The organism is Sphingopyxis sp., assembly GCF_051861155.1.
Lineage (GTDB): Bacteria > Pseudomonadota > Alphaproteobacteria > Sphingomonadales > Sphingomonadaceae > Sphingopyxis.
The window spans coordinates 196,057-220,696 of sequence record NZ_JBHYDE010000007.1 but is presented as its reverse complement, the minus strand read 5'-3'; the positions used below and the strand labels follow the sequence as shown (position 1 = coordinate 220,696).

At 66.0% G+C, this 24,640-nt stretch carries 19 protein-coding genes; 4 read left to right on the top strand and 15 right to left on the bottom strand.

The annotated features are described in order from the left end of the window. Window positions 1-58: 58 nt before the first annotated feature. The 12 genes from ACTIFP_RS14205 to ACTIFP_RS14150 form a co-directional block, all read right to left on the bottom strand. Window positions 59-394, bottom strand: coding sequence for a hypothetical protein (locus ACTIFP_RS14205; RefSeq protein ID WP_439569365.1), 336 nt, complete (start codon window positions 392-394; stop codon window positions 59-61). 124 nt (window positions 395-518) lie between these two features. Then, window positions 519-1,520 (bottom strand): NAD(P)H-dependent glycerol-3-phosphate dehydrogenase, encoded by a 1,002-nt coding sequence (locus ACTIFP_RS14200; protein WP_439569364.1) that lies wholly within the window; start codon window positions 1,518-1,520, stop codon window positions 519-521. Window positions 1,521-1,559: 39 nt separating this feature from the next. Further along, window positions 1,560-2,492 (bottom strand): alpha/beta fold hydrolase, encoded by a 933-nt coding sequence (locus ACTIFP_RS14195; RefSeq protein ID WP_439569363.1) that lies wholly within the window; start codon window positions 2,490-2,492, stop codon window positions 1,560-1,562. A gap of 152 nt (window positions 2,493-2,644) precedes the next feature. Next, window positions 2,645-3,496 (bottom strand): alpha/beta hydrolase, encoded by an 852-nt coding sequence (locus ACTIFP_RS14190; protein ID WP_439569362.1) that lies wholly within the window; start codon window positions 3,494-3,496, stop codon window positions 2,645-2,647. Window positions 3,497-3,630: 134 nt separating this feature from the next. Continuing rightward, window positions 3,631-5,082 carry a DUF3336 domain-containing protein gene (locus tag ACTIFP_RS14185; RefSeq protein WP_439569361.1) on the bottom strand — a complete coding sequence of 484 codons (1,452 nt, stop codon included), beginning with the start codon at window positions 5,080-5,082 and terminating at the stop codon, window positions 3,631-3,633. 23 nt (window positions 5,083-5,105) lie between these two features. Beyond that, window positions 5,106-6,659, bottom strand: a complete 1,554-nt coding sequence (locus ACTIFP_RS14180) for a WS/DGAT/MGAT family O-acyltransferase (protein ID WP_439569360.1) — start codon at window positions 6,657-6,659, stop codon at window positions 5,106-5,108. Window positions 6,660-6,782: 123 nt separating this feature from the next. After that, complete coding sequence (locus tag ACTIFP_RS14175; protein WP_439569359.1) at window positions 6,783-9,122, bottom strand: glycerol-3-phosphate 1-O-acyltransferase; 2,340 nt, start codon at window positions 9,120-9,122, stop codon at window positions 6,783-6,785. Between the two features lie 163 nt (window positions 9,123-9,285). Further along, window positions 9,286-10,896: an HAD-IB family hydrolase gene (locus tag ACTIFP_RS14170; protein ID WP_439569358.1), complete on the bottom strand. Its 1,611-nt coding sequence runs from the start codon at window positions 10,894-10,896 to the stop codon at window positions 9,286-9,288. Between the two features lie 105 nt (window positions 10,897-11,001). Continuing rightward, on the bottom strand, window positions 11,002-11,622 hold the full coding sequence (gene eda, locus ACTIFP_RS14165; protein ID WP_439569357.1) for a bifunctional 4-hydroxy-2-oxoglutarate aldolase/2-dehydro-3-deoxy-phosphogluconate aldolase: 621 nt from the start codon (window positions 11,620-11,622) through the stop codon (window positions 11,002-11,004). A 91-nt stretch (window positions 11,623-11,713) separates the two neighbouring features. Continuing rightward, window positions 11,714-13,555, bottom strand: a complete 1,842-nt coding sequence (edd, locus tag ACTIFP_RS14160) for a phosphogluconate dehydratase (RefSeq protein WP_439569356.1) — start codon at window positions 13,553-13,555, stop codon at window positions 11,714-11,716. A 107-nt stretch (window positions 13,556-13,662) separates the two neighbouring features. After that, window positions 13,663-15,165: a glucose-6-phosphate dehydrogenase gene (gene zwf / locus ACTIFP_RS14155; RefSeq protein WP_439569355.1), complete on the bottom strand. Its 1,503-nt coding sequence runs from the start codon at window positions 15,163-15,165 to the stop codon at window positions 13,663-13,665. 225 nt (window positions 15,166-15,390) lie between these two features. Beyond that, the gene (locus ACTIFP_RS14150; protein ID WP_439569354.1) at window positions 15,391-16,929 is read right to left on the bottom strand and encodes a M20/M25/M40 family metallo-hydrolase; all 1,539 of its coding nucleotides are present in this window, start codon (window positions 16,927-16,929) and stop codon (window positions 15,391-15,393) included. 137 nt (window positions 16,930-17,066) lie between these two features. On the opposite strand from ACTIFP_RS14150, the gene glpD reads away from it, so the two are divergent. Beyond that, the gene (glpD, locus tag ACTIFP_RS14145) at window positions 17,067-18,581 is read left to right on the top strand and encodes a glycerol-3-phosphate dehydrogenase (protein ID WP_439569353.1); all 1,515 of its coding nucleotides are present in this window, start codon (window positions 17,067-17,069) and stop codon (window positions 18,579-18,581) included. Here the strand turns inward: glpD and ACTIFP_RS14140 are convergent. Further along, window positions 18,565-19,308, bottom strand: coding sequence for an SDR family oxidoreductase (locus ACTIFP_RS14140; protein WP_439569352.1), 744 nt, complete (start codon window positions 19,306-19,308; stop codon window positions 18,565-18,567). The genes glpD and ACTIFP_RS14140 overlap by 17 nt on opposite strands. Window positions 19,309-19,408: 100 nt before the next feature. Here ACTIFP_RS14140 and ACTIFP_RS14135 point away from each other — a divergent pair, with 100 nt between their 5' ends. Then, window positions 19,409-20,305, top strand: a complete 897-nt coding sequence (locus ACTIFP_RS14135; protein WP_439569351.1) for an AraC family transcriptional regulator — start codon at window positions 19,409-19,411, stop codon at window positions 20,303-20,305. Here ACTIFP_RS14135 and ACTIFP_RS14130 read toward each other — a convergent pair. Beyond that, the gene (locus ACTIFP_RS14130) at window positions 20,302-20,964 is read right to left on the bottom strand and encodes an MOSC domain-containing protein (protein ID WP_439569350.1); all 663 of its coding nucleotides are present in this window, start codon (window positions 20,962-20,964) and stop codon (window positions 20,302-20,304) included. The two genes, ACTIFP_RS14135 and ACTIFP_RS14130, sit on opposite strands and share 4 nt — an antisense overlap. 82 nt (window positions 20,965-21,046) lie before the next feature. Here ACTIFP_RS14130 and fdhD point away from each other — a divergent pair, with 82 nt between their 5' ends. Beyond that, window positions 21,047-21,850 carry a formate dehydrogenase accessory sulfurtransferase FdhD gene (gene fdhD, locus ACTIFP_RS14125; RefSeq protein WP_439569349.1) on the top strand — a complete coding sequence of 268 codons (804 nt, stop codon included), beginning with the start codon at window positions 21,047-21,049 and terminating at the stop codon, window positions 21,848-21,850. Continuing rightward, window positions 21,847-22,365: a molybdenum cofactor guanylyltransferase gene (gene mobA, locus ACTIFP_RS14120; protein WP_439569348.1), complete on the top strand. Its 519-nt coding sequence runs from the start codon at window positions 21,847-21,849 to the stop codon at window positions 22,363-22,365. Before fdhD ends, mobA begins: the two co-directional genes overlap by 4 nt. Here mobA and ACTIFP_RS14115 read toward each other — a convergent pair. Continuing rightward, window positions 22,362-24,638: an FdhF/YdeP family oxidoreductase gene (locus tag ACTIFP_RS14115; protein WP_439569347.1), complete on the bottom strand. Its 2,277-nt coding sequence runs from the start codon at window positions 24,636-24,638 to the stop codon at window positions 22,362-22,364. The genes mobA and ACTIFP_RS14115 overlap by 4 nt on opposite strands. Between the last annotated feature and the right edge of the window lie 2 nt (window positions 24,639-24,640).

The following is a 24,640-nucleotide window of genomic DNA, read 5'->3' as shown; positions in this document are numbered from 1 at the left end:
GCGGGCGCCCCATGACGCCCGCCCTTCCCTTGCGACCCAGAGCAAGCTCCGGGGAAGCTTAGCCGCCGACCGTCACGCGGCCGCTGCGATAGCCTTTCTTGCGCATTTCCTTCACATAATCCTTGTCGGCGTCGACCACCTCGGTCTGCCATTCATCCCACGCGTCCCAGCGATCCTCGCGGTCGGTGGAATGGCGAAGGTCGCTGGTCAGTTCCTTCTCGGCCTCCATAATATCGGCTTTGTAGTTGTACCATTGCTGGTTGACGACGCCCGCGATCGGCGAGGTGCGGATGTGCGGCGCTTCGAAACCCGGCGGCATCGAACCATAGGGCACGGCGGCGGCCACGCTGGCGGGAAGCGCCAGGGCCACGGCGAAAACGGTCCATTTTTTCATCGTCCATCTCCTGATTGCCTGCCCGCGTGCGGGCCGGTCAGAGGAGTCAACGAAGCAGGAGGCGATTTTCTTCCCGGCTGAACGGAGATTCGGCACGGCTGGCGGTGGAATTATCGCCGATGGGTCAGCCGGGGTGCGCCTCATCGCCCACCGCCGAGCGCAGCAGCCCGCGAAACACGTCCTGCGCGCTGCGTTTGCCCTGCGTCACGTCATACACGTCGCGCGCGATCGGCATGTCGAGCCCGTGCTTTTCGGCGAGTGCGATGACGGTCGGGGCGCTCTTCACCCCCTCGGCGACCATGTTCATGCCCGCGATGATCTCGTCGATCGGGCGGCCCTTGCCGAGCTCCACCCCGACATGGCGGTTGCGGCTGAGGGGGCTGGTGCAGGTCGCAATCAGGTCGCCCATGCCGGTCAGCCCGGCAAAGGTTTCGGGGCGCCCGCCCATCGCGACGCCCAGCCGGGTGATTTCGGCGAGCCCGCGCGTCATCAGCGCCGAGCGGGTGTTGTCGCCTGCGCCCAGTCCGTCGCCCATGCCGACTGCGATCGCGATGATATTCTTGAGCACCCCGCCGAGTTCGCAGCCGAGCAGGTCGGTGTTGGTGTAAACGCGGAACAGCCCCGAATGGAACACCGGCTGAAGCGCGCGGACGACGATCTCGTCCTCCATCGACAATACGCTCGCCGCCGCCTGGCCGGTCATGATCTCGCGTGCCAGGTTGGGGCCGGTGAGAACACCGACCGGGTGGCCGGGCAGCACTTCCTCGATCAGCTGGGTCATGCGTTGGCCTGATGACAGTTCGAGCCCCTTGGTCAGGCTGATCACCGGCACCCAGGGGCGCAGATGATTGCGCGCTTCCTCCAGAACGCTGCGAAAGCTGTGCGAAGGGACGCCCATGATGAGGACATCGGCACCCGCGACCACCTCTGCCATGTCGCCGGTTGCGCGCAGCACTGTCGGCAATTTGATGCCGGGCAGATATTTGCGGTTCTCGTTGTCGCGGTTGATGGCGCCCACCGTCTCGGCATCGCGCGCCCACAGGGTGATCGGCGCGTTGCGCGACACCACCGCGGCGACCGTCGTCCCCCAGCTGCCCCCACCGAGCAGGCCGACCTTCAACCGCATATCTCTCTCCCCTGTTTTCAGGTGAGACTGACGGCAGTTTTAATGCTTGGCAAGAAACGCCTTCATCACCGCGGCGGTCGCTTTGGGATCCTCGATCATCGGGACGTGGCCGACATGCTCGAAGATATGGCTCCGGCTGCCCGCGATGCCCGCTTCGAGCACCGGCACGCAGCTGACGTCGAGCAGCCGGTCGTGGCGGCCCCAGATGATCAGCGTCGGCGCCTTGACCTCGCCCAGCCGGTCGTTGAGCGGATGGTCGCGGCCTTCGTTGGCGATCGTCCAGAAAATGCCGTCGAGCTGATCGCGATATTTGAGTGCGTCGGCGTAGAGTACGGGTTTGAGGCGCGCCGGGATATGGGGCGGTTTGTGGACGACCATCGCAACCAGCCGGTCGGCGTCCTCGAGTCCAGCGAGGACGAGCGGATTATAATCCTCGTTCGCCGCCTGTTTCTGGAGGTCGCTTTCGTTGGCGCCGTTGACCCCGGCGTTATTGAGCAAGATCAGGCTGGCGAGCGCCTCGGGATAGTCGATCGCATAGCGCAGCGCGATCCAGCCGCCCATGCTGTTGCCACCGACATGCGGCCGCGCGAGGCCGAGGGTGTCGGCAAATTGTTTGAGCCGCGCGGTCTGCGCGCCGAGGTCATAAGCGAGATCGGGATTGCGCTCATTTTCGCCGAAGCCCGGCAGATCGGGAGCGATGACATGATAATCGCGCGTCAGGTGCGGCGCGATCATCGACCAATTATCCTTGTCGCCGGCAAAGCCGTGGACGAGTAGCAGCAAGGGTTTCGCGGGGTCGCCGCCCTCCAGATAGGGCCAGTTGCGGCCATCGACGGTGACGCTTTTCTGCACGATCCGCCCGCGCTGGCGGAGCAGCGCGCGGCCCAGCGCGACGAGGCGGCCGGGGAAGACGAAATACATCAGCGCCAAGGCGATGAGCGGCGCGAAGAGGAGGATGAGGACGATACGCATGTTCTAATCCTTTAGCCCCTCCCCTTCAGGGGAGGGGTTGGGGTGGGGCTGTCGGCGTGGCGCAAGGGCGATGGCCCCCACCCCGCTCGACTAAAGGGCCGGCAAGAGCCGGACCAAGTCTCGCTGCCCCTCCCCTGAAGGGGAGGGGATTGTTATGTTTGCGCCGCACGCGCGTCGAACCAGCCGATCAAATCGTCCAGCACGGCACCCTGTTCCGGCTCGTTGTAAATTTCGTGGAACAGGCCGGGATAGATTTTCAGCGTCTTGTCCGCCGACCCGACATGGTCGAACAGATATTGCGAGCCTTCGGGCGACGCGAGGCTGTCGGCCGCGCCATGCTGGAACAGGATCGGCAGCGTGATCCGGGGGGCGCCCGCCTGCGCGGCGGCCATCGCGTCCATGAATTCCTTGCCCAGCCGCGCGCCGATCTTGCCCGTGTAAACCAGCGGATCGGCGCGATAGGCGGCGACCACCGCGGGATCGCGGCTGACGCCGTTCGCGTCGAGCGACAGCACGCCGAGCCGCGGAAAGAAGCGCGACAGGAAGCGGCTGAGCCACACGGTAAAGCGCGATGGCGGGGCGGCAGGGACGATCGCGGGGCCCGACAACGCCGCGGCGATGAACGCCGACTGGCGCTCGATCAGGAACAGCGTTGAAATCAGCCCGCCCATGCTGTGGCCGAGCAGCAGGCGCGGAGTGTCGCCATGGTTGACCTCGACCAAGGTCAGCAACTCGGTCATGCCGTCGGTGAAGGCCGAGAAGCGCGGGACAAAACCGCTTGTCCCGTCGGACAGGCCGTGACCCCAATGGTCGATCGCGTAAACGGCATAACCCGCATCGGTCAGCCGCTTGGCGACATGCGCGTAGCGCCCCGCATGTTCGGCATAGCCGTGCGCGAGCAGCACCACGGCCTTGGGGAGGCCTGCGGGCAGCCAATGGGTGATCTGGAGCTTTGCCCCGGCGCCCGCGGATTCGGCGGGCAGCTGGATCGTACCCGCCGCCATATCAAATCCACTCCGTTCGCCCTGAGCTTGTCGAAGGGCCGCACTTTCTTTGGGCGGCGCCAAAGGAAGAACGGTGCTTCGACAAGCTCAGCACGAACGGGATAGAGGGCAATTCAGGACTGCTACGCATGGCGCTATCGCACCGCCTTTTTCAGCGCCGCAGTGCTGCGGTGGCCGGGGCCGTCGTCGCCCGCCCGGTCGATCCGCGCCAAAATGCCTTCGAGCGCGCGGCTGATCGCGGTCTGGGTGCGGACCATTTCGACCTTCGGCCACGCGGTGCGCTCGCCGGTGTCGATCAGTTCGTCGATATCCTCCTGCCCCAGATCGCTCAGGATCTTGGTCGGCGACCAGAATTTCGGCGGGCGGATGATGTTGATGTCGCCGGTATATTCCTGATTGATCACCGATCGCGCCAGATTGGCGAGGCTGTTGATCGGGGGAACCCATTCGAGCGGCTTCTGGAAGATGATCATGTTGGCGTTCAGCCACGCCTTGAACGTCGCCATCGACGCATGCTGGATCGCCTCGATCGGCGCCATCTGCTTGCGCGTGTCGGTCGCGAAAGGCAGCGCGATCGGGTTCGCCTGGCTGACGATATGGTGGTTGACCCCATAAAGCCGTTCGAGGCGCTTGGTCGGAATATCGTGCGTCACCGATCCATCGACCCAGCGGCGGTCGGGCTGGTACGGCACCCGGTCGCCCTTGTCGTTGCGCGCCATCAGCATCACCGGCGGGAACACGCCGGGGACCGCGCACGACGCCAGCACCGCTTCGCGGATCAGCACGTTCGGCGCGGTGATCGCATTGAGCAGCCGCCCGTTCTGATGCTTTTCGGCAGGCGCGACCGAGACGTTGAGGTGCCGGCCGCTGACCTCATAGGCCTCCTGAAACGTCAAGTCGGGGATCAGCTCGGCCAGCCGGTCGCGGACCTCGTCGGGCGCCAATCTTTTCTGTTCGGGATCACGCGCCGGGTTTGCCAGACGATCGCTTGCGAGAAAGGCACCGATATCGCTGTTCTTGCGCGTGCAAACAACGGCGGCGACGATCGACCCGCCGCTGGCACCCGACATGATCGCGGGCAACACGCCCTCTTCCCACAAAGCCTTCACGACGCCGATATGGAAAAAGAGGAAGCTGCCCGAGCCCGACAGCAGCAGCGCCGACCGGCCGTAGCAATGCTGGGCGCGGCGGAAGAAATCGCGCTTTTCCTCGCGGCCGATGCCGCGCGACGCCGCGATCTTGTCCAGCGAGGCGACGACCTCGGCGACATAATCCTCGATCAGCTTTTTCGTGCCGAAACGCGCCTTTTGATACAGCCGCTCGTGCCCCATGCCGTCGATATTGCCGTGGATGCCTTCGTTCAGAACGAACAGCAGCCCCTTGACGTCGCCCGCCGCCGACAGCTTGCGCAGCTTTTCGAGCCTTGCCCGAATGGCCTTATAATCGAAATACCTGCTTTCGTCGGCGTCGCGCCACGCCTGGAGGCCCGATTTCCGGTCATGTTCGCGCGCCGCCTTGGCCCAGGCGATGTAATCGGTCGCGGTCACGAGATCGCGGTCGGCGCTGAGCGTCGGGGTGAAAAGCATTTAGTCTTCCTGCAAGACATGGTTTATTTTTTGCGAGTCTTGCCGGTTGCGTTGTTTTTGGCAACCGGTTTCACCTTGGGCTTGGCGGCAGGTTTTGGGACGGCCTTCGGTTTCGGCTTCGGCTTTGCTGCCGTTTTCGGCGTTGCCGTAGCGGCTTTGGCTTTCTCGGGCTTGGGCACCGCCGTCATCAGTTCAGCGAAACTTTCCTCGATACAGGTCCGGAAAAAGGCGATGTCGGGCATCACCGCGCGTTCGGAGATCAGCGAAAAGGCGATCCGGCCATTATAGCTGGGGGTCGCAACGAACAGCCCCATATTGTTCGCGAGCGGCGCCATCCCATGTTGCGTGACGAGCTGCGCGCCCGCCAGATAGAGCGGCACCTGCGCGCCCGGCACGTTCGAGATGAACAGGTTGGTGCCGCGCACCGCAAAGCGCTCGCTGGTCACGAGCCGCGCGACCGCCGCCATCGTCGCGCCCGGAATATGCTGCGACAGGTCGGTCATGATCCGCGCGCTGACCCCCGCCTTCGCTTCCTTGGCCTCGACCGTATAATCGCGAACCGCCGCAAGCCGCGCGAGCGGGTCGGCGATGTCGGTGCGGATCGGCACGCTCATCGCCGACACCTGGTTACCCGGCGTGCTCGCCTTGCCCCCTTTGCCGCGCAAATTGACCGGCGCGACCGCGACCAGGCTGTCCTTCGGCAATTCCTTGTGCTTCGCGAGATATTTGCGCAGCGCGCCGCCAACCGTGGTCAGCACGACGTCGTTGACCGTCGCGCCTGGAACCTTCTTGCGCACCGCCGCCACGTCGGCGAGCGCGACCGACGTGCCGTCGAACATCTTGTGCGGGCCGACGGGGACGTTGAAGCGCGTTTCGGGGACCCCAGCGGTCATCCCGCCCTCGATCGCCTTGCGCGCCGACGAGATGATCGCGGGCGACATCTTCATCAGCGCGTTCATGAACTTGACCGGCGACTGCATCGACGCCGACCAGGCGCGCGAAAGGGTTTCGCTGCTCGTGGGTGCCTGACCCAGCGCTTCGATCGGCGGCGGTTCGGCGATCGCCGGGGTGCCCTGCGCGTCGATATCGCTCATCGCGATAAAGGCATGCGCGCCCGACGCGCCGTCGACCGCTGCGTGGTGGACGCGGTGCAGCATCGCAAAGCTGCCCTTGGGGATGCCCGGAATCCGGTCGAGCCCCTCGATGATATAAATGTCCCACAGCGGACGGTTCATATCCATCGGCTTCGAGAAATAGCGCGCCACCGCGATGCAGAATTGCCGCCAGTCGCCGGGTTCGGGCAGCCGCGCGTGGCTCATATGCGCCTCGATGTCGAAATGCTCGTCCTCCACCCAATAGGGATGGTCCATGTCGAACGGCAGGCGGTGGAGGCGGCGCTTGAAAAGCGGCGATGTGTCGACGCGGCTTTCGACGTGGCGGATGATATCCTTGAACCGCACGAAGCCGCCGGGCGCGGTCGAGGGGTCATAGATATAGACACCCATGATATGCGTCAGATTGTTCGCGGTCTGCGTATAGAGGAACTGGGCGTCCTGCGCGCTGAGCTGTTTGAGCATCCTATCCTCCTAATCGGCCGTCATTGCGAGGAGCCGAAGGCGACGCGGCAATCCAGAGTGGGCGTAAACTCGCTCTGGATTGCTTCGCTTCGCTCGCAATGACGAAGTTGAAAAATGCCAAAGTCACTCTCCCGACCCCGGCAACCGGTCGGCCAGTGCCACCGTCGAAAGCCGCATCGTTTCCATGACGTTGGCGAGGCCGCGCAGTTCCATCAGCAGTGCACGGCGCGCGGCGAGGTTCGCTGGCGTCGCTTCCTCGGCGAGCCCCATATGGCGCATCAGCGACAGCCCGTTGGCGAACAACAGCTTGCCGATCGCCGCCTCGCTGCTGATCCGGCGGAGCAGATAGGCCTGTTTGCCCTCGGTAAGCGCCGCATTCTCCAGCGCCTTTTCATCGACAACGTCGCCCGGCTTGGCGCGCGCAAGCAGATCAGCGACGACCGAATACGCCTCGGTGAACGGCAGCAAGATGGCGTGCCCGACGACCGGCTGGCAGCGGCGCAGCAACTGCGCGATGCCGCGGTCGCCGCTGGCGAGGCGGCGGTCCCACACCGGATCGATGCGTGCGAGTTCGGCCTCGATCGCGGCGCGATGCTCGTCGCGCGGCGGATAGAAAAATTCGAATTTGAACAGATCGCGCAGGCGATCGATCTTTGCCCAGAAGGCGGCGGTCGCGTCGCCGCTGTCGGCATCGCGGAGTTCGAACAGCGCCAGTTCGATCATCGCACGGTCGAGGAAATGATGCGCGATGATGTTGCGATAATAGCTCGCCATCGGATGCTTGGCGGGGTCGATCGAATAGACGCGCTCACTGCCCGCTTCATAGCGCGTCAGCAGCCCGCTTTCGACCAGCGTATCGACCGTCACCGCAAGTGCGGCGCGATCGCCGCTGGCGAGTTCGCTGCTGAGCCGGATATCGCGCGCCCGCGCCCAGTCGCTCACCGCGCCGATCGCACCGAGCAGTTCGGCGGCGGTCGCCCCGCGCGGCGCCATGCCGAGCAGGGTCAGGCACATCACCGAGGTGACGGTGAGCGGGGTGACGCGGTTCGCCTCGACCGCAACCGCAAAGGCGATCCGCTCGAGCGCGCGCTTGTCGTCGGGGCCCGGCGCCTCGTCGATCACGACGGGATTGCCGATGTCGAGCCGGATGCGGCCCGAGGGTTCCTTCAGGCTTTTCATATAGCCGAGGAACCATGACAGGCTCTCGGGCTTTTTGTTGCGCCCGGTCTGTTCGGCGGCATATTCCTCGACATCGCGGATCAGGTCGAAACTGGTCACGAAGGGGACGAAATGCACCCCGCGCGTCCCCGTCGCATGCGCCGCGTCGAGGACATATTTCATCAGCCCATATTTGGGCGGCATCAGCTTGCCGAGCCGCGACCGGGTGCCCTCGAACGCCCAGCTCAAAGGGAAACGCTTGGCGAGCAGCCAGGCGATATAATGGCGCAGCACGAGCTTGTAGACCGGCTGGTCCTGAAAGCTGCGGCGGATGAAGATCATGCCCGAGCGGCGGAAAAATTCGCCCATGATCGCGAAGTCAAGATTGGCGCCGCCGAAGCTGTGCAGCATCGGCATGTCATTCTCATAGGTCAGGCGGCTGGGCGTCGCGCCGTCGATATAGGTCTTGTGGGTGAACAGGATCGCGGTCGGATGCTCGCGCAGGATCGCGCGCAGCCTTGCCAGCTCGGCGGCGTCGACCTCCATCTCGGGCGCATAGCCACCGAACATCATGCGGTCGAGCCGGGCGCGCAGGTCGAGGAACAGCGCGCTGGGCCGCGCGATGACCTCTTTCATCAACGGCCGTGCTTCGCGGAAAAGGTCGGCGACCGGGCGGCCCGTCGCCTCGGACAATTCGGCGAGTGCGGCGCGGAATTTGGGGCTGGTGCGCAGGCCATCGGCGACGAAGCGCGGCACCTTGTAGCGGGTGCCGCGGATGCCGCGTTCGGCGACGTCGAGCGCCAGCCCCGCCTGCCGCGCGACAAAACCCGCAAACTCGGCGCTGTCGGCGCCAACCGCGTCGCCGCCGCCGGTCTGGGCCGCGAAACGGTCGCGCAATGCGTCGAGCGTTGCTGCCTCGCCGACCAATATCTGCGCCCGGCGCCGATCGCGCAGCAGGATCAGCCGCGCGCGCAGCGAGCCGGGATGGCGCGGGTCGCCGAACAGGATGTGGCGGAATTTGAGCGCGCGATCGCGCTCGAACCCCGGAATGCGCCACGCGACGCGCAGCGGCACCACCTGCCGCGACGGCAGCCCACCCAGCCGCGCGCGCAGCATGTCGAGCGGCAGCGCATGATCATCGTCCTCGATCGCGAGGCTGGCCCATTGGGGGTCATCGTCACCAGCCGTGGCATGGACCCAGTCGAGCAGCAGCTGACGCTCCACCCCGTTGCGCGCGTCGATGATATAGAGCCGGTCAGCCGCGTCCTCCGTCGCGATGGGGGTACGGGGCGATCCGTCGGCCATTCTACGCCCACTCCGTCAATGGGGCGCATCCATGACGACCTTCACGAGCCCCCATGTCCGCTCGCCCTGAGCTTGTCGAAGGGCCGTTCTTTTCCTTTGCACCGTCTGAAAGGAAGAACGGCCCTTCGACAAGCTCAGGGCGAGCGGGGGAAAATGTCATGGCTTAGGTGGCCCTTCCCTTTCGCGGGGAAGGTTTCTTGGTAGCCGCTTTTGTCGTCGGCGCCTTTTTCTTGGCCGCCGGTTTCTTCACCGCCGCCTTTTTCGGTTTGGCCTTTTCAGCCTTCACGGGCGCCGCTTGTTCGGGCGCCGGTTCCTTGGCCACCGATTCTGCCGCGCTTTCCTCCGGCTGCCCCAGCGTCTGCAGGAACATGTTGCGGACGTCGCGGACATGATTGTTGATTGTCTTCGGCGTCCACCCCGACGTGTCGACCGGCGGCAGCACGGTCACCCGAACCGTCGCCGGGCGCATCACGAATTCATTCTTCGGCGCGACGTCGGTCGCATTGTGAATCACGATCGGGACGATCGGCACCCCGGCCTGCATCGCGAGGTGGAAGGCGCCCTTCTTGAACGGCTCCAGCTTGGGCGTCAGGCTGCGCGTGCCCTCGGGCGAGATGCAGATCGACTTGCCCTCGACCTTGATGGCATCGACCAGCGGCTCCATCGCCTTGATCGCGCTCTTGCCGTCGGCGCGGTCGACGAAGACGGTCCCGCCCCATTCCATCAGCTTGCCGAGGATGGGGATGTCCTTGATCTCTTTTTTGCCCACCCCGCCCATGTCGCGGCGGATGAGCTTGGCGAGGATCATCACGTCCGCCTTGCTCTGATGGTTGAAGATGAAGACGCAGGGGCGCGAGGACCAGAGATTCTTCTCGTCCTCGACCTCCAATTCGACCCCGGTGATCGCGGTCGCGAAATCGCCGAACAGCCCGATCGAGAAATTGGCGGCCTCACGCTGCGAACGCGTCAGCGCCCAGATCGGCAGCCCCGCGGCGAACGCGCCGACGAGCGAGCCCGTCGCGTAGATGGTGCGCGTGTAGTCGACCCACGACGGCGTGCCGCGGCTGCCGAAACGCTGGACCGGCCAGCCATTTTCTTCAGCGATGGCTTTCAGTTTCAAATTCGGGTTGAGCGGGCGCGGCTTGCCGACGCGTTCGAGCAGTTCGATGTCGTCGTCGCTGTCCGAATAGAAAAAGCTTTGACCCAAATCGAGGTCATATTCGGCGGCGAGTTCCTCGGCGGCGAGCACCTTGCCCTCGCCGAAGCACAGCGGGCGGATGATCTCGCCGGTGAACACCCCATCCTCGATCTCATAGGCCGAGCATTTGATGTCGGTGATGCCGAGGTCGCGCGCGGTCGGTTCGATCTGATAGATCGTTGCCGACGAGATGATCGCGACGCGGTGGCCCTTCGCCTGATGCGCTTCGATGATCGCGCGGGTTTCGGGATAGATTTTGCGCGCGATATGCTTTTTGTAGAGTTCTTCGCCGAACTCGATGAAGCTTTCCTCGTCGACGCCCTTCATGAATTTGGCGGCGCCCGACATCAGCCCCGAAAAGCCGATGGTGCCCAGACTGTGCTGCGCGATGACCTGCGCGGTTTCGGCGATTTCCTCCATCGACATTTCGCGGCGCTGGAATTTCTCACGCAGCATTGCGGTGGCGGAGTAGCCCGAGATGATCGTGCCGTCGAAATCGAACAAAGCGGCGATATGCGATCCGGGTTCGGACGCGAGCACTTCTTCCAAATGCGGCTGCGGTCTTGGCACGCGCATCTCCCCACGGGCGGCTATATTGCCGCCTTTCTCTGCACGATGGCAGTAAAGATGGCGTTTATCAATGCGCCCAATTCGTCGTCCCCGCGCAGGCCGAGGCGACGGTCAGGACGCCAGTGCTGCAGCCTCGCGCGCGAGCGTCTCGATCCGCGCCGGGTCGAGCGGCCCCGACGGGACAACCCAGCTGCCGCCGACGCACAGCACGGCTTCGAGCGCGAGCCAGTCGGGCGCGGTCGCGAGGCTGATGCCGCCGGTCGGGCAAAAGCGCGCCTGACCGAAGGGTCCGGCGAGCGCCTTGAGCGCCGGGATGCCGCCGCTGGTCGCCGCGGGGAAGAATTTGAAGCGGTCGAGGCCGAGGTCCATGCCGCGCATGATGTCACCGGCGTTGGCGGTGCCGGGCAGGAACGGAATGCCGCTGGCGACGGCGGCTTTGCCGAGATTGTCGGTGAGGCCCGGCGAGACGATGAACTCGGCCCCCGCGTGGATCGCGGCGGCCAGCATCGCGGGATCGAGCACGGTGCCCGCGCCGACGACCGCGCCCTTGACCGCTTTCATCGCGGCGATGGCGTCGAGCCCGGCGGGGGTCCGCAGGGTGACTTCGAGGACGGTCAGCCCACCCGCGACGAGCGCCTCGGCCATCGGCACCGCGTGTTCGACCCGGTCGATGACGATCACCGGGATGACGGGGGCAAGGCGCATGATCTGGTCGATGCTATTGTCGGTCATTTTTATTCCTTCGTCGCCCCCGCGAAGGCGGGGGCCGCTATCAGAGTTGCGCAAGGTCGCCAGCGGCCCCCGCCTTCGCGGGGGCGACGAGCTAGATTACCGTTTCCATCGCCGCGAGCACCGCCGACCCACCCTTTTCGGCTTCGTCGGCGTGGTGGCGGAACAAGGCGAAAAGTTCGCGGCCGACGCCGAGCGCGGGCGGCGGGGCGGCAGCGGGCGAGCGCGCGGCCCAGATCGCGGGATCGACGAGTGCCAGCACCTCGCCCTGGCGCGCGCAGACGCGAACGATGTCGCCATCGGCGAGGAAGGCGAGCGGGCCGCTGACCCCGTCAGGGCCCGGCAAGGCTTCGGGCGACAGATGGATGACCGCGGGCACCTTGCCGCTGGCGCCCGACATGCGGCCGTCGGTGAGCAGCGCGACGCGGAAGCCGCGGTCCTGCAAGACGCCGAGCGCGGGGGTCAGTTTGTGGAGTTCGGGCATGCCGTTGGCACGCGGCCCCTGGAACCGCACGACGACGATGACGTCCTGTTCGAGTTCGCCCGCCTTGAACGCCGCCAGCACCGCATCCTGATTGTCGAAGATCCGGCACGGCGCCTCGATCGTCCAGCGATCCTCGGCCACCGCACTGGTCTTGATGATCGCGCGGCCGAGATTGCCCGCGAGCAGGCGCATGCCGCCGTCGGGCGAGAAGGGCGCGGCGACAGGGCGCAGCATCGTGTCGTCGCGGCTGGTCGCAGGGGCGGCCTGCCATTGCAGGGCATCACCGGCCAGCACCGGTTCATTGCCATAATCGGCCATCGTTCCGCCGACGGTCAGCACATCGCCGTGCAGCAACCCGGCATCGAGCAACTCGCGCACGACATAGCCAATGCCGCCCGCGGCGTGGAAATTGTTCACATCGCCCGCGCCGTTCGGATAGACGCGCGCGAGCAGCGGCACCGCATGGCTGAGCTCGTCGAAATCCTGCCAGTCGATGATGATCCCCGCGGCGCGCGCGATGGCGGGCAGGTGGATCGCATGGTTGGTCGAGCCGCCGGTCGCGAGCAGCCCGATCGCGGCGTTGACGATCGCTTTCTCGTCGACGCAGCGCGCCAGCGGGCGATAATCACTGCCGTCCCAGCCGATTTCGGCCACCCGGTGCGTCGCGGCGCGGGTCAGTTCCTGGCGCAATTTCGTGCCGGGGTTGGTGAAGGCGCTGCCGGGGACGTGCAGCCCCATCAGCTCCATCATCATCTGGTTCGAGTTCGCGGTGCCATAAAAGGTGCAGGTGCCCGCGCCGTGATAGCTCGCCGCTTCGGCCTCGAGCAGTTCGTCGCGGCTCGCCTTGCCCTCGGCATAGAGCTGGCGGATGCGCTGCTTTTCCTTGTTCGCGAGGCCCGAGGGCATCGGCCCCGCGGGGATCAATATCTGCGGCAGGTGACCGAAACGCAGCGCACCAATCAAGAGGCCGGGGACGATCTTGTCGCAGATGCCGAGCAGCAACGCGCCCTCGAACATCGCGTGGCTCAATGCGATCACGGTGCCCTGCGCGATATTGTCGCGGCTGAACAACGACAGGTCCATGCCCGCCTGCCCCTGCGTCACCCCGTCGCACATCGCGGGAACGCCGCCCGCGACCTGTGCGGTCGCGGCGACTTCGCGCGCGAACAATTTGATCTGTTCGGGGTAGCGGCCATAGGGCTGATGCGCCGAGAGCATGTCGTTGTAGCTGGTGACGATGCCGATGTTCATCGCGCCGCCGGTGCGGATCACCGCCTTGTCGTCGCCCGCCGCGGCGAAGCCGTGCGCCAAGTTGCCGCACGACAGGTTGCCGCGGTTGGTGCCCGCCTCGCGCTGGCGGTCCATCAGTCCAAGGTAGGCGGCGCGGCGCGGGGCGCTGCGAGCGATGATGCGGTCGGTGACGGTAGCGATGGTGGGGTGGAGATCAGTCATGACTATTCCCGTCGCCCCCGCGAAGGCGGGGGCCGCTGGAGGGTCTGTGCCGCGATGAAGAGTAAGGTCGATAGCGGCCCCCGCCTTCGCGGGGGCGACGTTTCAAGTTAATCATGCCAGCTTGCCCCGTCGCGTTCGATCAGCGCGATCGCGCTCGACGGCCCCCAACTGCCCGCGGTGTAATTCTGCGGCGCCATGTCGACGTCGGCCCAGGCGTCGCGGATCGAATCGATCCACTGCCACTGCGCCTCGACCTCGTCGCGGCGCACAAACAAAGTCTGGTCGCCCTCGATGAAATCGAGCAGCAGCCGCTCATAAGCGATCCGCCGCCGCTCGCCGGCAAAGCTGTGCGAGAGCGAGACGTCCATCGTCACCTCTTTCAGCTTCACCCCGTCGCGATCGAGCCCGGGCTGTTTCGCCATTACCCGCACCCGGATATTTTCCTCGGGCTGCAGGTTGATGATCATCATATTGGCGTCGAGCTTGCCGGCGCCGACGCGCGCGAAGATATTGTGCGGCACCGGCTTGAACTGGATCAGCACCTCCGACTTGCGCTGCGGCATGCGCTTGCCGGTGCGCAGGTAAAAGGGCACGCCTTTCCAGCGCCAATTGTCGATATAGGCCTTCAATGCGACAAAGGTTTCGGTGTTCGATGGCTGGCCGAGTTCGTCGGCGTAGCCGGTCACCGCGCCGCCGTTCACCGCGCCGCTGCTATATTGCCCCTTGACGCTGTGCGCCTTCACATCGGCGGCGCTCATCTTGCGCAACGAGCGCAGCAGCTTGACCTTTTCGTCGCGCACCGCAGTCGCGCTGACGCTCGCGGGCGGCTCCATCGCGATGATCGCGAGCAATTGCAGCATATGGTTCTGCACCATATCCTTCAATGCGCCGACCCCGTCATAATAGGAGACGCGGCCCTCCAGCCCGACGGTTTCGGCGACGGTGATCTGGACATGATCGATCGCCTGCGCGTTCCACAACGGTTCGAACAACATATTGGCAAAGCGCAGCGCAAGCAGGTTCTGCACCGTTTCCTTGCCGAGATAATGGTCGATGCGGAACACCCGGTCTTCGGCGAAGGCGTCGCCGACCTGGGCATTCACATCGCGCGATGAAGCGAGATCCTGCCCGATCGGCTTTTCCATCGCGATGCGGCATTCGGCGCAGGCGATGTTCGCGGCCTTCAGCCCCTGTGCGATCGGCCCGAACATCGACGGCGGGGTCGACAGATACACGCCGATCGGGCGCTGCATCCGGTCGCCGAGCAGGGCGGCAAGATCGTCATAGCCGGTTCCCGCCCCGGCATCGATCGCACAATAATCGATGCGCGCCACGAACGCATCGACCGCGCCCGGATCGATACGGTCGGCGGGCAGATGTTCGGCCAGCGCCGCGCGGACCTGGGTGTGAAATGCGGCGCGGTCCATCGCCGAGCGTCCCGACCCGATGATCGTCAGCGCGTCGGCGAGCAGCCCGTCGAGGTGGAGGTTGTAGAGCGAAGGAAAGAGCATGCGCTGCGCCAGGTCGCCCGTCGCGCCGAACAGCACCAATGTCTCGACTTTCACGCTCACGATAATGTCCTTGGCACGCCAATCCCCTCGGATACCCATCAGCGGAAATGGCGGAGCGGGGGCGCGATTGCAACGCGCATACGTAAGCCGCTTCATTCGGCAAGCAGTGGCCGGGCGCCCAACGCATCAACTATGGGGTCGCGCGATACCCACCCGCCGTTCGTGCTGAGCTTGTCGAAGCACCGTTTTTTCTCTCGACGCCGCAAAGAAAGAGCAGCCCTTCGACAAGCTCAGGGCGAACGGTAGAGGTTGGCGGTATGCGGCTCACCGTTCCGAAAAATCATCCTCCATGATCGCGCGGATGTTGGTTATGCCTTCGGCGAGAAAGGCCGGATCGACATTCTCATTCTCGCCATGCTGGTTGTTGTCGGCGTTGACGACGGGGATGGTGACCACCGGGGCACCGAGTTCGCGCTCGAAAATCGACAGCGGCAGGCTGCCCCCGGTCGACGGCACGACGACCAGCCGGTCGGGCGACACGCTTTCGAGCAGCTGCTTGACGCGCGTCACCATCGGCTGGCCCAGCGGGGTACGCTGCGCTTCATAACCGAAGCCTGCAACGATTTTGGCGATCAACGGATGCGCCAGCCGTTCGTCCGCGGTCGGCGCGCGGTCGAGGACATGATAACCCTGCCCTTCGACAAAGCGCACCAGCCGGGCAAGCTGGCGGTCGATCCGGTCGCCCTTGACCAGCCGCATGTCGAGCCGTGCCTCGGCCTCGGTCGGGATGACGTTCGCGGCGCTCGCCCCGGTGGCCCCGGCGCGCAGCCCGGTGATCTCGATCCCCGGTTGCAGCACGAGTTCGCCGTGCAGCTTGCCGCCGCCCTGCGTCCGCGCGATCCCCAGGCTCTGCCGCGTCGTATCCATCGACGGCGCCTTGGCGATCTCGGCCAGTTCGGCGGCGGTCGCCGGGACCGCGTCGTCGTAAAAGCCGGGGATCAGGATGCGCCCGTCGGCGTCCTTCAGGCTGCCCAGCAAGGCCGCGAGGCGCAGCGCGGGATTGGGCGCCCAATTGCCATAATTGCCCGCGTGCAGCGGCCGGTTGGCGCCATAGATGGTGATGCCGACGTCGACGACCCCGCGCACTCCCAGTACCATCGCGCGATACCCCGCGGTATGCCGGGGTCCATCGACCATCACCCACAGGTCGCCGCCGAGCTTGCCGCGATGCGCGCGGAGGATTGCGGCGAGGTTGGGCGATCCCTTTTCCTCCTCGCCCTCGAAGAAGAACTTCACGTTCACCCCGAGCTGCGCGGCGATGCCGGCGGGGTCGCGAAAGGCGTTGAGCGCGACCATCACTCCCGCCTTGTCATCGGCGGCGCTACGCGCCGCGATGCGCCAGCCAGGCGGGAATTTTGCGCCCGGCGACCAGGGGCCGAGCACCGTGCCGCCCTGTTCGATCGGGCGCGAGATCGCGACCGGGCTAAACGGCGCCAACCCCGGCGCCCAGCGTTCGGGGACCACCGGCTGGCCATCATAATGGGCATAAAAGACGATCGTTTTCGTCGCGCCGGGGGTCTTCACCTCGCCGAACACCGCGGGCGGCGCTTTTCTATCGGTATCGTAGAGCAGTTCGGACGCGATGCCGCGCCGCTGCATCATCGCCTGGACAAAGCGCGCGTTGGCGAGCGCGTCGGCGGGGTTCGCGGCATCGTTGGGCAGCGACAGGAAGGCGATATATTCCTCCAGCGTGGCCGCATCGAGCGTCGCTCGCTGCGCTGCCGCGGGCGCGCTGACTACCGCAGCGGCAAGCGCCGCCAGCACCGAAACCGCCCCGCGCCATCCCACCGACGACTGCCGCATCCGCTCGCTCCCCCTCAGTTGCTCCGCCGGTGCCTCGCGGCGGGGCGCGCCGCTGTCCAGCGCCGCGATGACCCCCCTGACGTTTGCATAGCTTTGCCATTGGCAAAGCGCCGGCGGCTGGCTTAGGGAACCCTCGAATGACCGAGCCCCCCATCCCCTATGATATCGTTGTAATCGGCGGCGGCGTCAACGGCGCCGGGGTCGCGCGCGATGCCGCGGGGCGCGGGGCGCGGGTGCTGCTGCTCGAGGCGGGCGATCTGGCGCGCGGGACATCGTCGGCGTCGACCAAGCTGATCCATGGCGGGCTCCGTTACCTCGAACATTATGAATTTGCGCTGGTGCGCGAGGCGCTGAAGGAGCGCGAAACCTTGTGGGGCATTGCGCCGCACATCATCTGGCCACTGCGCTTTGTGTTGCCGCACCGGCCGGGACTGCGACCGCGCTGGCTGCTGCGGCTGGGACTGTTCCTGTATGACCATATCGGCGGGCGCAAGAAGCTGCCCGCGACGCGCTCGATCGACCTCGAACGCCATGTCGCGGGCGAGCCGTTGCAACCGCAATATGCCCGCGGCTTCGAATATTCGGACGGCTGGGTCGACGACGCGCGGCTGGTGGCGCTCAACGCGCGCGACGCCGCCGCGCATGGTGCCAAGGTCCGCACCCGCACCCGCGCCGAAGCGCTGCGCTGCGAAGACGGGCTGTGGGTGGTCGAGGCGAGCTGCGACAACGGCCATAGTTACCGGTTCACCGGCCGCGCGATCGTCAACGCCGCCGGGCCGGCGGTGCTGGATTTGCTGGGGCGCGCCGACGCGGTGCCCGATCATCAGATGCGGCTGGTGCGCGGGTCGCATATCGTCGTGCGGCGGTTGTTCCAGCACGATTATGCCTATTTCTTCCAGCTCCCCGACGGGCGGATATTCTTTGCGATCCCCTATGAGCGCGACTTCACCCTGATCGGCACGACCGACGTCGATCACGACGGCCCGGCCCATGAGGCGCGCGCGAGCGCCGACGAAATCGCCTATCTGTGCGAAGGCGCCAGCCTGTATTTCCGCGAAGCCATCACCCCCGCCGATGTCGTGTGGACCTATTCGGGGGTGCGGCCGCTGATCGAGGACGGATCAGGGCGGCCCGAAGCGGCGACGCGCGGCTATCGCATCGACCTTGATCTGGCCGAAGGCGCGCCGCTGCTCACCATCTATGGCGGCAAGATCACCAGCTATCGCCATGTCGCCGAAGCCGCGGTCGACGAACTGGTGGGGCATGTCGCGGCGCTGACCGGCACGCGCTGGACCGCGAAGGCGCCGCTCCCGGGCGGCGATTTCCCGACCAGCGGCGCCGCGGCGCTCAAGGCCGAAATCAAGCTCGCCCATCCGTTCCTGTCCACCGCGACCGCCGATCGCATCGTCAAGGCCTATGGCACCGACGCGCGCCGCTGGCTGGGCGATGCGGGCGACTGGGACGCGCTGGGCGGCGAAATCGCCCACGGCCTCTCCGCCGCCGAGGCGGCGTGGCTGGTCGACCAGGAATGGGCGCAGACGACCGACGACATATTGTGGCGGCGCAGCAAGCTGGGGCTGCATTTCAGCGCCGACGAGGTGGCGAAGCTGGCGGCGTGGCTTGCCGAAAGGGCGGTCAGGTCTGTTGCATGATCGCGTGGGCGTCGGCGCCCGCGGGGAAATGCGCGCGCCCCGTGTCGTCGTGGACCGCTTCCCACACCGCTTGTGCGACATCGGATTCGGTCGTGAACAATGCGGGTTCGGCCATCGCAGCGAGGATCGGTTCGGCGTAGGACCAATAGGGTTCGGGCAACACGTCGGTGAGCTGGATGTCCGTGTTCCGAGCGAAGGCGGTTGTCGGACCATAGCCCGGCTCGACCAGTTTCACCGCGACCCCGAGCGGCAGCAGCTCGTGCGCCAGCGATCGGCTGAACCCCTGGATCGCCGCCTTCGAGGCCGTGTAGGCGGCCGCAAGTGGAAAAGGAGCAAGCGTCGTCGTCGAGGTGACGTTGACGATGACCCCCGAACCGCGCTCGCGCATTTGCGGGATCACCGCCTGGGTCATCGCGATAGTCCCGATCATATTGGTTTCGACGACGTCGCGGATCTTTTGCATCGGCGAATGTTCGAGCGCGCCGAACAGACCGATGCCGGCGTTGTTGACGAGGACGTCGATCGGCCCGGCGCGTTCGAGGGCCAATGCGATGCTGGCGGCATCGGTGACGTCGAGCGCAAGGGCGCGCAATTTTTCGGACGTTGCAAAAGGAGCCGCGGCGGGGTTGCGCATAGTGGCCATGACGGTCCAGCCCTGTGCGTGAAAATGACGGGCGGTTTCAAGACCATAGCCCGACGAGCAGCCGGTGATGAGGATGGTTTTCATGGGGAGTTTCCTTTCCGAAGTTGGTGGAAAGCCTCTAGCCAAAGAGATTCGGATTATCTATAATCTAAAATCCAATAATCATTATCGATAGTCCATATATATGCCCGACCCGCTGTCCGACCTGATCGCGCTGCTGCGCCCGCGCGCCGTGTTCGCCAAGGGGATCAGCGGCGCCGAAGCGTGGGCGGTGCGCTATGCCAAGTTCGGGCATCCCGGCTTTTGCACGGTGATCGAGGGTCGTTGCCGTCTGACGGTCGACGGCGCCGACGCCGTGACGCTGGCGGCGGGCGATTTCGTGCTGTTGCCCGCGACGCCGGGGTTCATGATGTCGGGGTTCGAGCCCGCCGAACCCGTCCTGATCGATCCGCACGCGGCGCCCGATCTGACCGAGGAAATCCGCCACGGCCGACAGGATGGCGACCCCGACGTGCGGATGCTCGGCGGCTATTTCATCTTCGATTCGCCCGATGCCGCGCTGCTCGTGTCGCAGCTTCCCGCGCTCATTCACCTCCGCGGGGCCGAGCGACTCTCGACGCTTGTCCGGCTGGTGCGCGAGGAAGCGGGCGGCGATCGGCCAGGATGCGACCTGATCCTGGCGCGCCTTGTCGAAATATTGATCGTCGAGGCGCTGCGTTCGGTCGAGGGCGACGACGCGCCGCCCGGACTGCTACGCGGGCTGCGCGACCCGCGGCTGGCGGCGGCCATCCGGCGCATCCACGACAATCCCGCGCACCCGTGGACCGTTGCCGGCCTGGCGAAGGAAGCCGCGCTGTCGCGATCGGCCTTTTTCGATCGCTTTGCCCGCACCGTCGGGGTGCCGCCGATGGAATATCTGCAAGGATGGCGAATGAACCTGGCGAAGGATTTGCTACGCCGCAAAGTCGGCGGACTGGCCGACATCGCCGAACGGGTCGGCTATGGCTCGGCGAGCGCATTCAGTACCGCCTTTGCGCGCCATGTCGGACTGCCGCCCAAACGCTATGCGATGACCGCCTAATCGACGCCGAACTGCGCGGCGAGTTTGGCGCGGCGCACCTTCCATGTTTCGGCGAGCACCGGGACGTCGCGCAGGGCGCGGAGATCGGCCGGGCGGTGCTTGGCTTCGCCGCCGATCAGCAAGCCGAACAGCGACGCGAGCGGCCAGTCGGGCCACGGGCGATCGATGAGGTCGAGCGTGTCGCCGGCGCGGACCTGTCCGGGTTCGAGGACGCGGTAATACCAGCCGGTCCGCCGCGTCTTCACCACCGTCGCCATCACCCCCTTCGCCTGGAAGCGATGGTCGAGTTTCCAGCACGGCTGCCGCGCCTGGCTGACCTCGACCAGCGCGGTGCCGAGGCGGAAGCGATCGCCGAGACAGACATTGCTTTCGTCGAGCCCGATCGTTGAAATATTCTCGCCGAACGCGCCGGGTGCATCCAGCAGCGGCGCATCGCCCAGATGCTGGCGCCACCAGGCATAATGATCGGCGGGATAATGGTGGATCGCCTTGTCGATGCCGCCATGGACGGTGCGATCGGCCTGTTCGTCGCCCGCGAGGCCCATCGACCCGACCGCGACTGCGTGCGCCACCGGCAGCTTGCCGATCGCGCTCGGTTCGTCATCGCCGCGGAAGGGACGGACCTGGCCCAGCAGGACGGCGAGGATTTCGGTTTGCATGGCCGCGATTGATAGGCCGCGCGCCAAAAATGGCAATCGTCCCGGCAGGGACAAGCGGCGATCGATGCGCTAGGATGCGACCATGAACGATGCGATGATCGACCTTCCCGTGCGGCGGCTGGGCTTGGCCGACCCCGGCGACGCCGCACTGATCCGCAGTCTGCCGATCGAAGCGCCGGTGTCGGTCGAGGTCGGCGGCATCGGCTATGCAGTGATGATGGCGACCCCCAGCGATCTGGAGGATTATGCGCTGGGCTTCGCGCTGAGCGAAGGGCTGGTCGAAACCCCCGATCAGGTCGACCGGGTCGATGTCCATCCGGTCGAGGGCGGCTGGGCGCTGCGCATCTGGGTGCCACCGCAGCGCAAGGCGATCGCGATCGAGCGCGCACGCCAGCGGGTGAGCGAGAGCAGCTGCGGGCTGTGCGGGATCGAGAATATCGAACAGGTCTTGCGCCCGCTGCCGCCGCTGACCGCGCGCATCGCGACCGATCGCACCGCGATCGCTGCGGCGCTGGCCGCGCTCCGTGACCACCAGCCGCTGGGCCAGGCCACCGGCGCGGTCCATGCCGCGGCCTTTTGTGCGCCGACGGGCGCAATCCGCTGCGCGCGCGAGGATGTCGGGCGGCACAATGCGCTCGACAAGCTGATCGGGGCGTTGGCACGCGCGGGGATCGACCCCGCCACCGGCTTTATCCTGCTGTCGGCGCGGTGCAGTTACGAGCTGGTCGAAAAGACGGTGCGCGCGGGCTGTCCGATGCTCGTCACCGTCTCAGCGCCGACCAGCCTGGCGGCGACGCGCGCGGCGCAGGCGGGGCTGACGCTGGTCGCGCTGGCGCGCACCGACGCGGCGCTGATCATCGGCGATGCGCGGGGGATGATCGCATGAGGACGCTGGGCGCGGTGCTGGCGGGCGGGCGATCGCGCCGCTTCGGATCGGACAAGGCGCTGGCGACGCTCGATGGCCAGACCTTGCTCGACCATGCGCTGGCGGCGCTGCGTCCGCATTGCGACGCGGTGGTGATCGTCGGCCGCGCCGAAGGGATCGCCGACTGGCCGCGCCCCGATATGGGGCCGCTGGGCGCCATCGCAGGCGCGCTGGGCCGCGCCGTCGCGGACGGGTTCGGACAAGTGCTCACCGCGCCCGTCGATTGCGTGCGGCTGCCGCCGGACCTGCGCGCCCGGCTGGAACCGGCATCGGCGTTCGTCGAGAGCCAGCCCGTCGTCGGCCTGTGGTCGATCGCGGCGCTGGACGCTTTGCAGGCGATGCTGACCGGCGAGACCGACCATGCGGTTCGCGCCTTTGCCCGGCGGGTGGGCGCGCGCGGCGTCGCGATCGATTTTGCGCTGCCCAATATCAACAGCGCCGACGATCTGGCGCGGCTGGCGAAGGATCCAGGTTAAGCCGCCGCCATCAGGGCGACCCGCACCGGGATCGCCTTGGCCGCCGGGCAGCCGCTGGTCTTGTCGTAGTGGCCAAGCGGCAGCAGCGGGTTGAGTTCGGGATAATAGCCCGCGACCGAGCCGCGCGACATCGGATAGTCAATGATCGTCAGTCCCTCGACCCGCCGCACCGCGCCGTCGTCGCTGATCGTTTCGAGCGCGACTTTTGCCCCCGCCGCCAGCCCGCGGTCGGCGATGTCGTCGGCGTTCATGAACAGCACCATGCGGTCGTTATACACGCCGCGATAACGGTCGTTGTAGCTGTAGATCGTCGTGTTGAACTGGTCGTGCGAGCGCACGGTGGCGAGCCGCAGCATCGCCGGATCGGCGACCGGCGTGTTCACCGCAAGCCCCGGCAGGATCAGGAAATTGGCCTTGCCGTTCGGGGTCGCCCATGCGCGGCGCCGCGGCGGGATGTCGAGATGGAAGCCCATTGGCGCCTTGATCCGCTCCGAAAAATCTTCGTAGATCGCCGGATAGACGGCGGCGATCTTGTCGCGGATCAGGCTGTAGTCGTCGATATAACGCGCCCAGTCGACGTTGCTGCCCGGCAAGGTCGCCATCGCCATGCGGCACACGATCTCGGTCTCGGGGAGCAGATGCTCGCTCGCCGGGTCGAGTACCCCGCGCGAGGCGGTGACGTTCGACATCGAATCCTCGATGGTGACGAACTGTTCGCCCCTCGCGGTCTCGATGCGTTCGGAGCGCGCGACGACGGGCAGGATCAGCGCCTCCTTGCCATGGACCAGATGCCCGCGGTTGAGCTTGGTCGCGATGCCGACGGTCAGGTCGAGCTGGCGCATCGCGGCATAGGCGCGGTCGGTATCGGGCACCGCGCGCACAAAATTGCCGCCAAGGCCGATGAACACCTTCGCACGGCCGTCCAGCATCGCCTCGATCGATTCGACCGTGTGATGGCCGTGCCCGCGCGGCGGTTCGAACCCGAAGACCTCGCGCACTTTATCGAGGTAGGCCTGGCTCGGCTTTTCATCGATCCCGACGGTACGGTCGCCCTGCACATTGGAATGGCCGCGGATCGGCGAAATCCCGGCGCCCGGCTTGCCGAAATTGCCCTTGAGCAGCAACAGATTGGCGATCTGTTGCACCAGCTGCGATCCCTGCTGATGCTGGGTCACCCCCATGCCATAGCAGATGATCGTCGCGTTCGAGCCGATGTAAATGTCGGCGCAGCGCCGGATCTGCGCCTCGTCGAGCCCCGATGCGACAGCGATTTCGGCCCAGTCCTGCACCGCGATGTCGGCCTGAAGCGCCGCGAAGCCATCGGTGTGCGCGGCGATGAAGTCGTGGTCGAACACCGCCTCGCCCGCCGCGTCGCGTTCGAACATCACCTTCATCATGCCCTTGATCAGCGCCAGGTCGCCGCCGATCCGGATATGGACAAATTCGCTGGTGACCTCGGTCGCGCCGAAGGTCGCCATCTGGACGATGTCCTGCGGTTCGGTGAATTTGATCAGCGCGCGTTCGGGCATCGGGTTGACCGCGACGATCGGCACCCCGCGTTTGCGCGCCTCGACCAGCGGGGTCATCATGCGCGGCGCGTTGGTCCCGGCGTTGTGCCCGATCAGGAAAATTGCCTCGGCATGCTCGAAATCATCGAGCACCACCGTGCCCTTGCCGATGCCGATCGACGGCGGCAGGCCGCGGCTCGTCGGTTCGTGGCACATGTTCGAACAGTCGGGGAAATTGTTGGTGCCGAATTCGCGAACAAAGATCGAATAGAGGAACGCCGTCTCGTTCGCGGTGCGGCCCGAGGTGTAGAATTCGGCCCCGTGCGGGCTGTCGAGCGCGCGCAGATGCTGCCCAATCAGCGCGAAAGCATCGTCCCAACTGACCGGCACATAATGGTCGGTCGCAGCATCATACCGCATCGGCTCGGTCAGCCGTCCCTGCATCTCGAGCCAATAGTCCGACTGATCCATCAATTCGGAAACGCTGTGCTGCGCAAAGAATTCGCGCGTGACGCGAAACTTCGTCGCTTCATGCGCGAGCGCCTTGGCACCATTTTCGCAAAATTCCAGCTTCTTGGTGCAGGCCGCGTCGGGAAAGGCGCAGCTGGGGCATTTGAACCCGCCCGGCTGGTTCATCGCTAGCAGCGCGCGCGATCCCTTGGTCACGACGCTCTGTTCCATCAGCACCTTGGCGGTTGCGGCGGCGGCGCCCCAGCCGCCGGCGGGGCTGGTATAAGTTCGGTACCGTGGTTTTGCGTCGGCCATGG

Excerpts from the sequence above, each read along its gene's own strand:
- ACTIFP_RS14180 (WP_439569360.1), bottom strand. The coding sequence starts at position 6,659 with ATGCTCAAACAGCTCAGCGCGCAGGACGCCCAGTTCCTCTATACGCAG.
- ACTIFP_RS14175 (WP_439569359.1), bottom strand. The coding sequence starts at position 9,122 with ATGGCCGACGGATCGCCCCGTACCCCCATCGCGACGGAGGACGCGGCT.
- zwf (WP_439569355.1), bottom strand. The coding sequence starts at position 15,165 with ATGGGTATCCGAGGGGATTGGCGTGCCAAGGACATTATCGTGAGCGTG.
- mobA (WP_439569348.1), top strand. The coding sequence starts at position 21,847 with ATGAGGACGCTGGGCGCGGTGCTGGCGGGCGGGCGATCGCGCCGCTTC.
- ACTIFP_RS14150 (WP_439569354.1), bottom strand. The coding sequence starts at position 16,929 with ATGCGGCAGTCGTCGGTGGGATGGCGCGGGGCGGTTTCGGTGCTGGCG.
- ACTIFP_RS14195 (WP_439569363.1), bottom strand. The coding sequence starts at position 2,492 with ATGCGTATCGTCCTCATCCTCCTCTTCGCGCCGCTCATCGCCTTGGCG.
- fdhD (WP_439569349.1), top strand. The coding sequence starts at position 21,047 with ATGAACGATGCGATGATCGACCTTCCCGTGCGGCGGCTGGGCTTGGCC.
- edd (WP_439569356.1), bottom strand. The coding sequence starts at position 13,555 with ATGACTGATCTCCACCCCACCATCGCTACCGTCACCGACCGCATCATC.
- ACTIFP_RS14140 (WP_439569352.1), bottom strand. The coding sequence starts at position 19,308 with ATGAAAACCATCCTCATCACCGGCTGCTCGTCGGGCTATGGTCTTGAA.
- ACTIFP_RS14135 (WP_439569351.1), top strand. The coding sequence starts at position 19,409 with ATGCCCGACCCGCTGTCCGACCTGATCGCGCTGCTGCGCCCGCGCGCC.
- ACTIFP_RS14190 (WP_439569362.1), bottom strand. The coding sequence starts at position 3,496 with ATGGCGGCGGGTACGATCCAGCTGCCCGCCGAATCCGCGGGCGCCGGG.
- ACTIFP_RS14200 (WP_439569364.1), bottom strand. The coding sequence starts at position 1,520 with ATGCGGTTGAAGGTCGGCCTGCTCGGTGGGGGCAGCTGGGGGACGACG.
- ACTIFP_RS14115 (WP_439569347.1), bottom strand. The coding sequence starts at position 24,638 with ATGGCCGACGCAAAACCACGGTACCGAACTTATACCAGCCCCGCCGGC.
- ACTIFP_RS14205 (WP_439569365.1), bottom strand. The coding sequence starts at position 394 with ATGAAAAAATGGACCGTTTTCGCCGTGGCCCTGGCGCTTCCCGCCAGC.
- glpD (WP_439569353.1), top strand. The coding sequence starts at position 17,067 with ATGACCGAGCCCCCCATCCCCTATGATATCGTTGTAATCGGCGGCGGC.
- eda (WP_439569357.1), bottom strand. The coding sequence starts at position 11,622 with ATGACCGACAATAGCATCGACCAGATCATGCGCCTTGCCCCCGTCATC.
- ACTIFP_RS14130 (WP_439569350.1), bottom strand. The coding sequence starts at position 20,964 with ATGCAAACCGAAATCCTCGCCGTCCTGCTGGGCCAGGTCCGTCCCTTC.
- ACTIFP_RS14185 (WP_439569361.1), bottom strand. The coding sequence starts at position 5,082 with ATGCTTTTCACCCCGACGCTCAGCGCCGACCGCGATCTCGTGACCGCG.
- ACTIFP_RS14170 (WP_439569358.1), bottom strand. The coding sequence starts at position 10,896 with ATGCGCGTGCCAAGACCGCAGCCGCATTTGGAAGAAGTGCTCGCGTCC.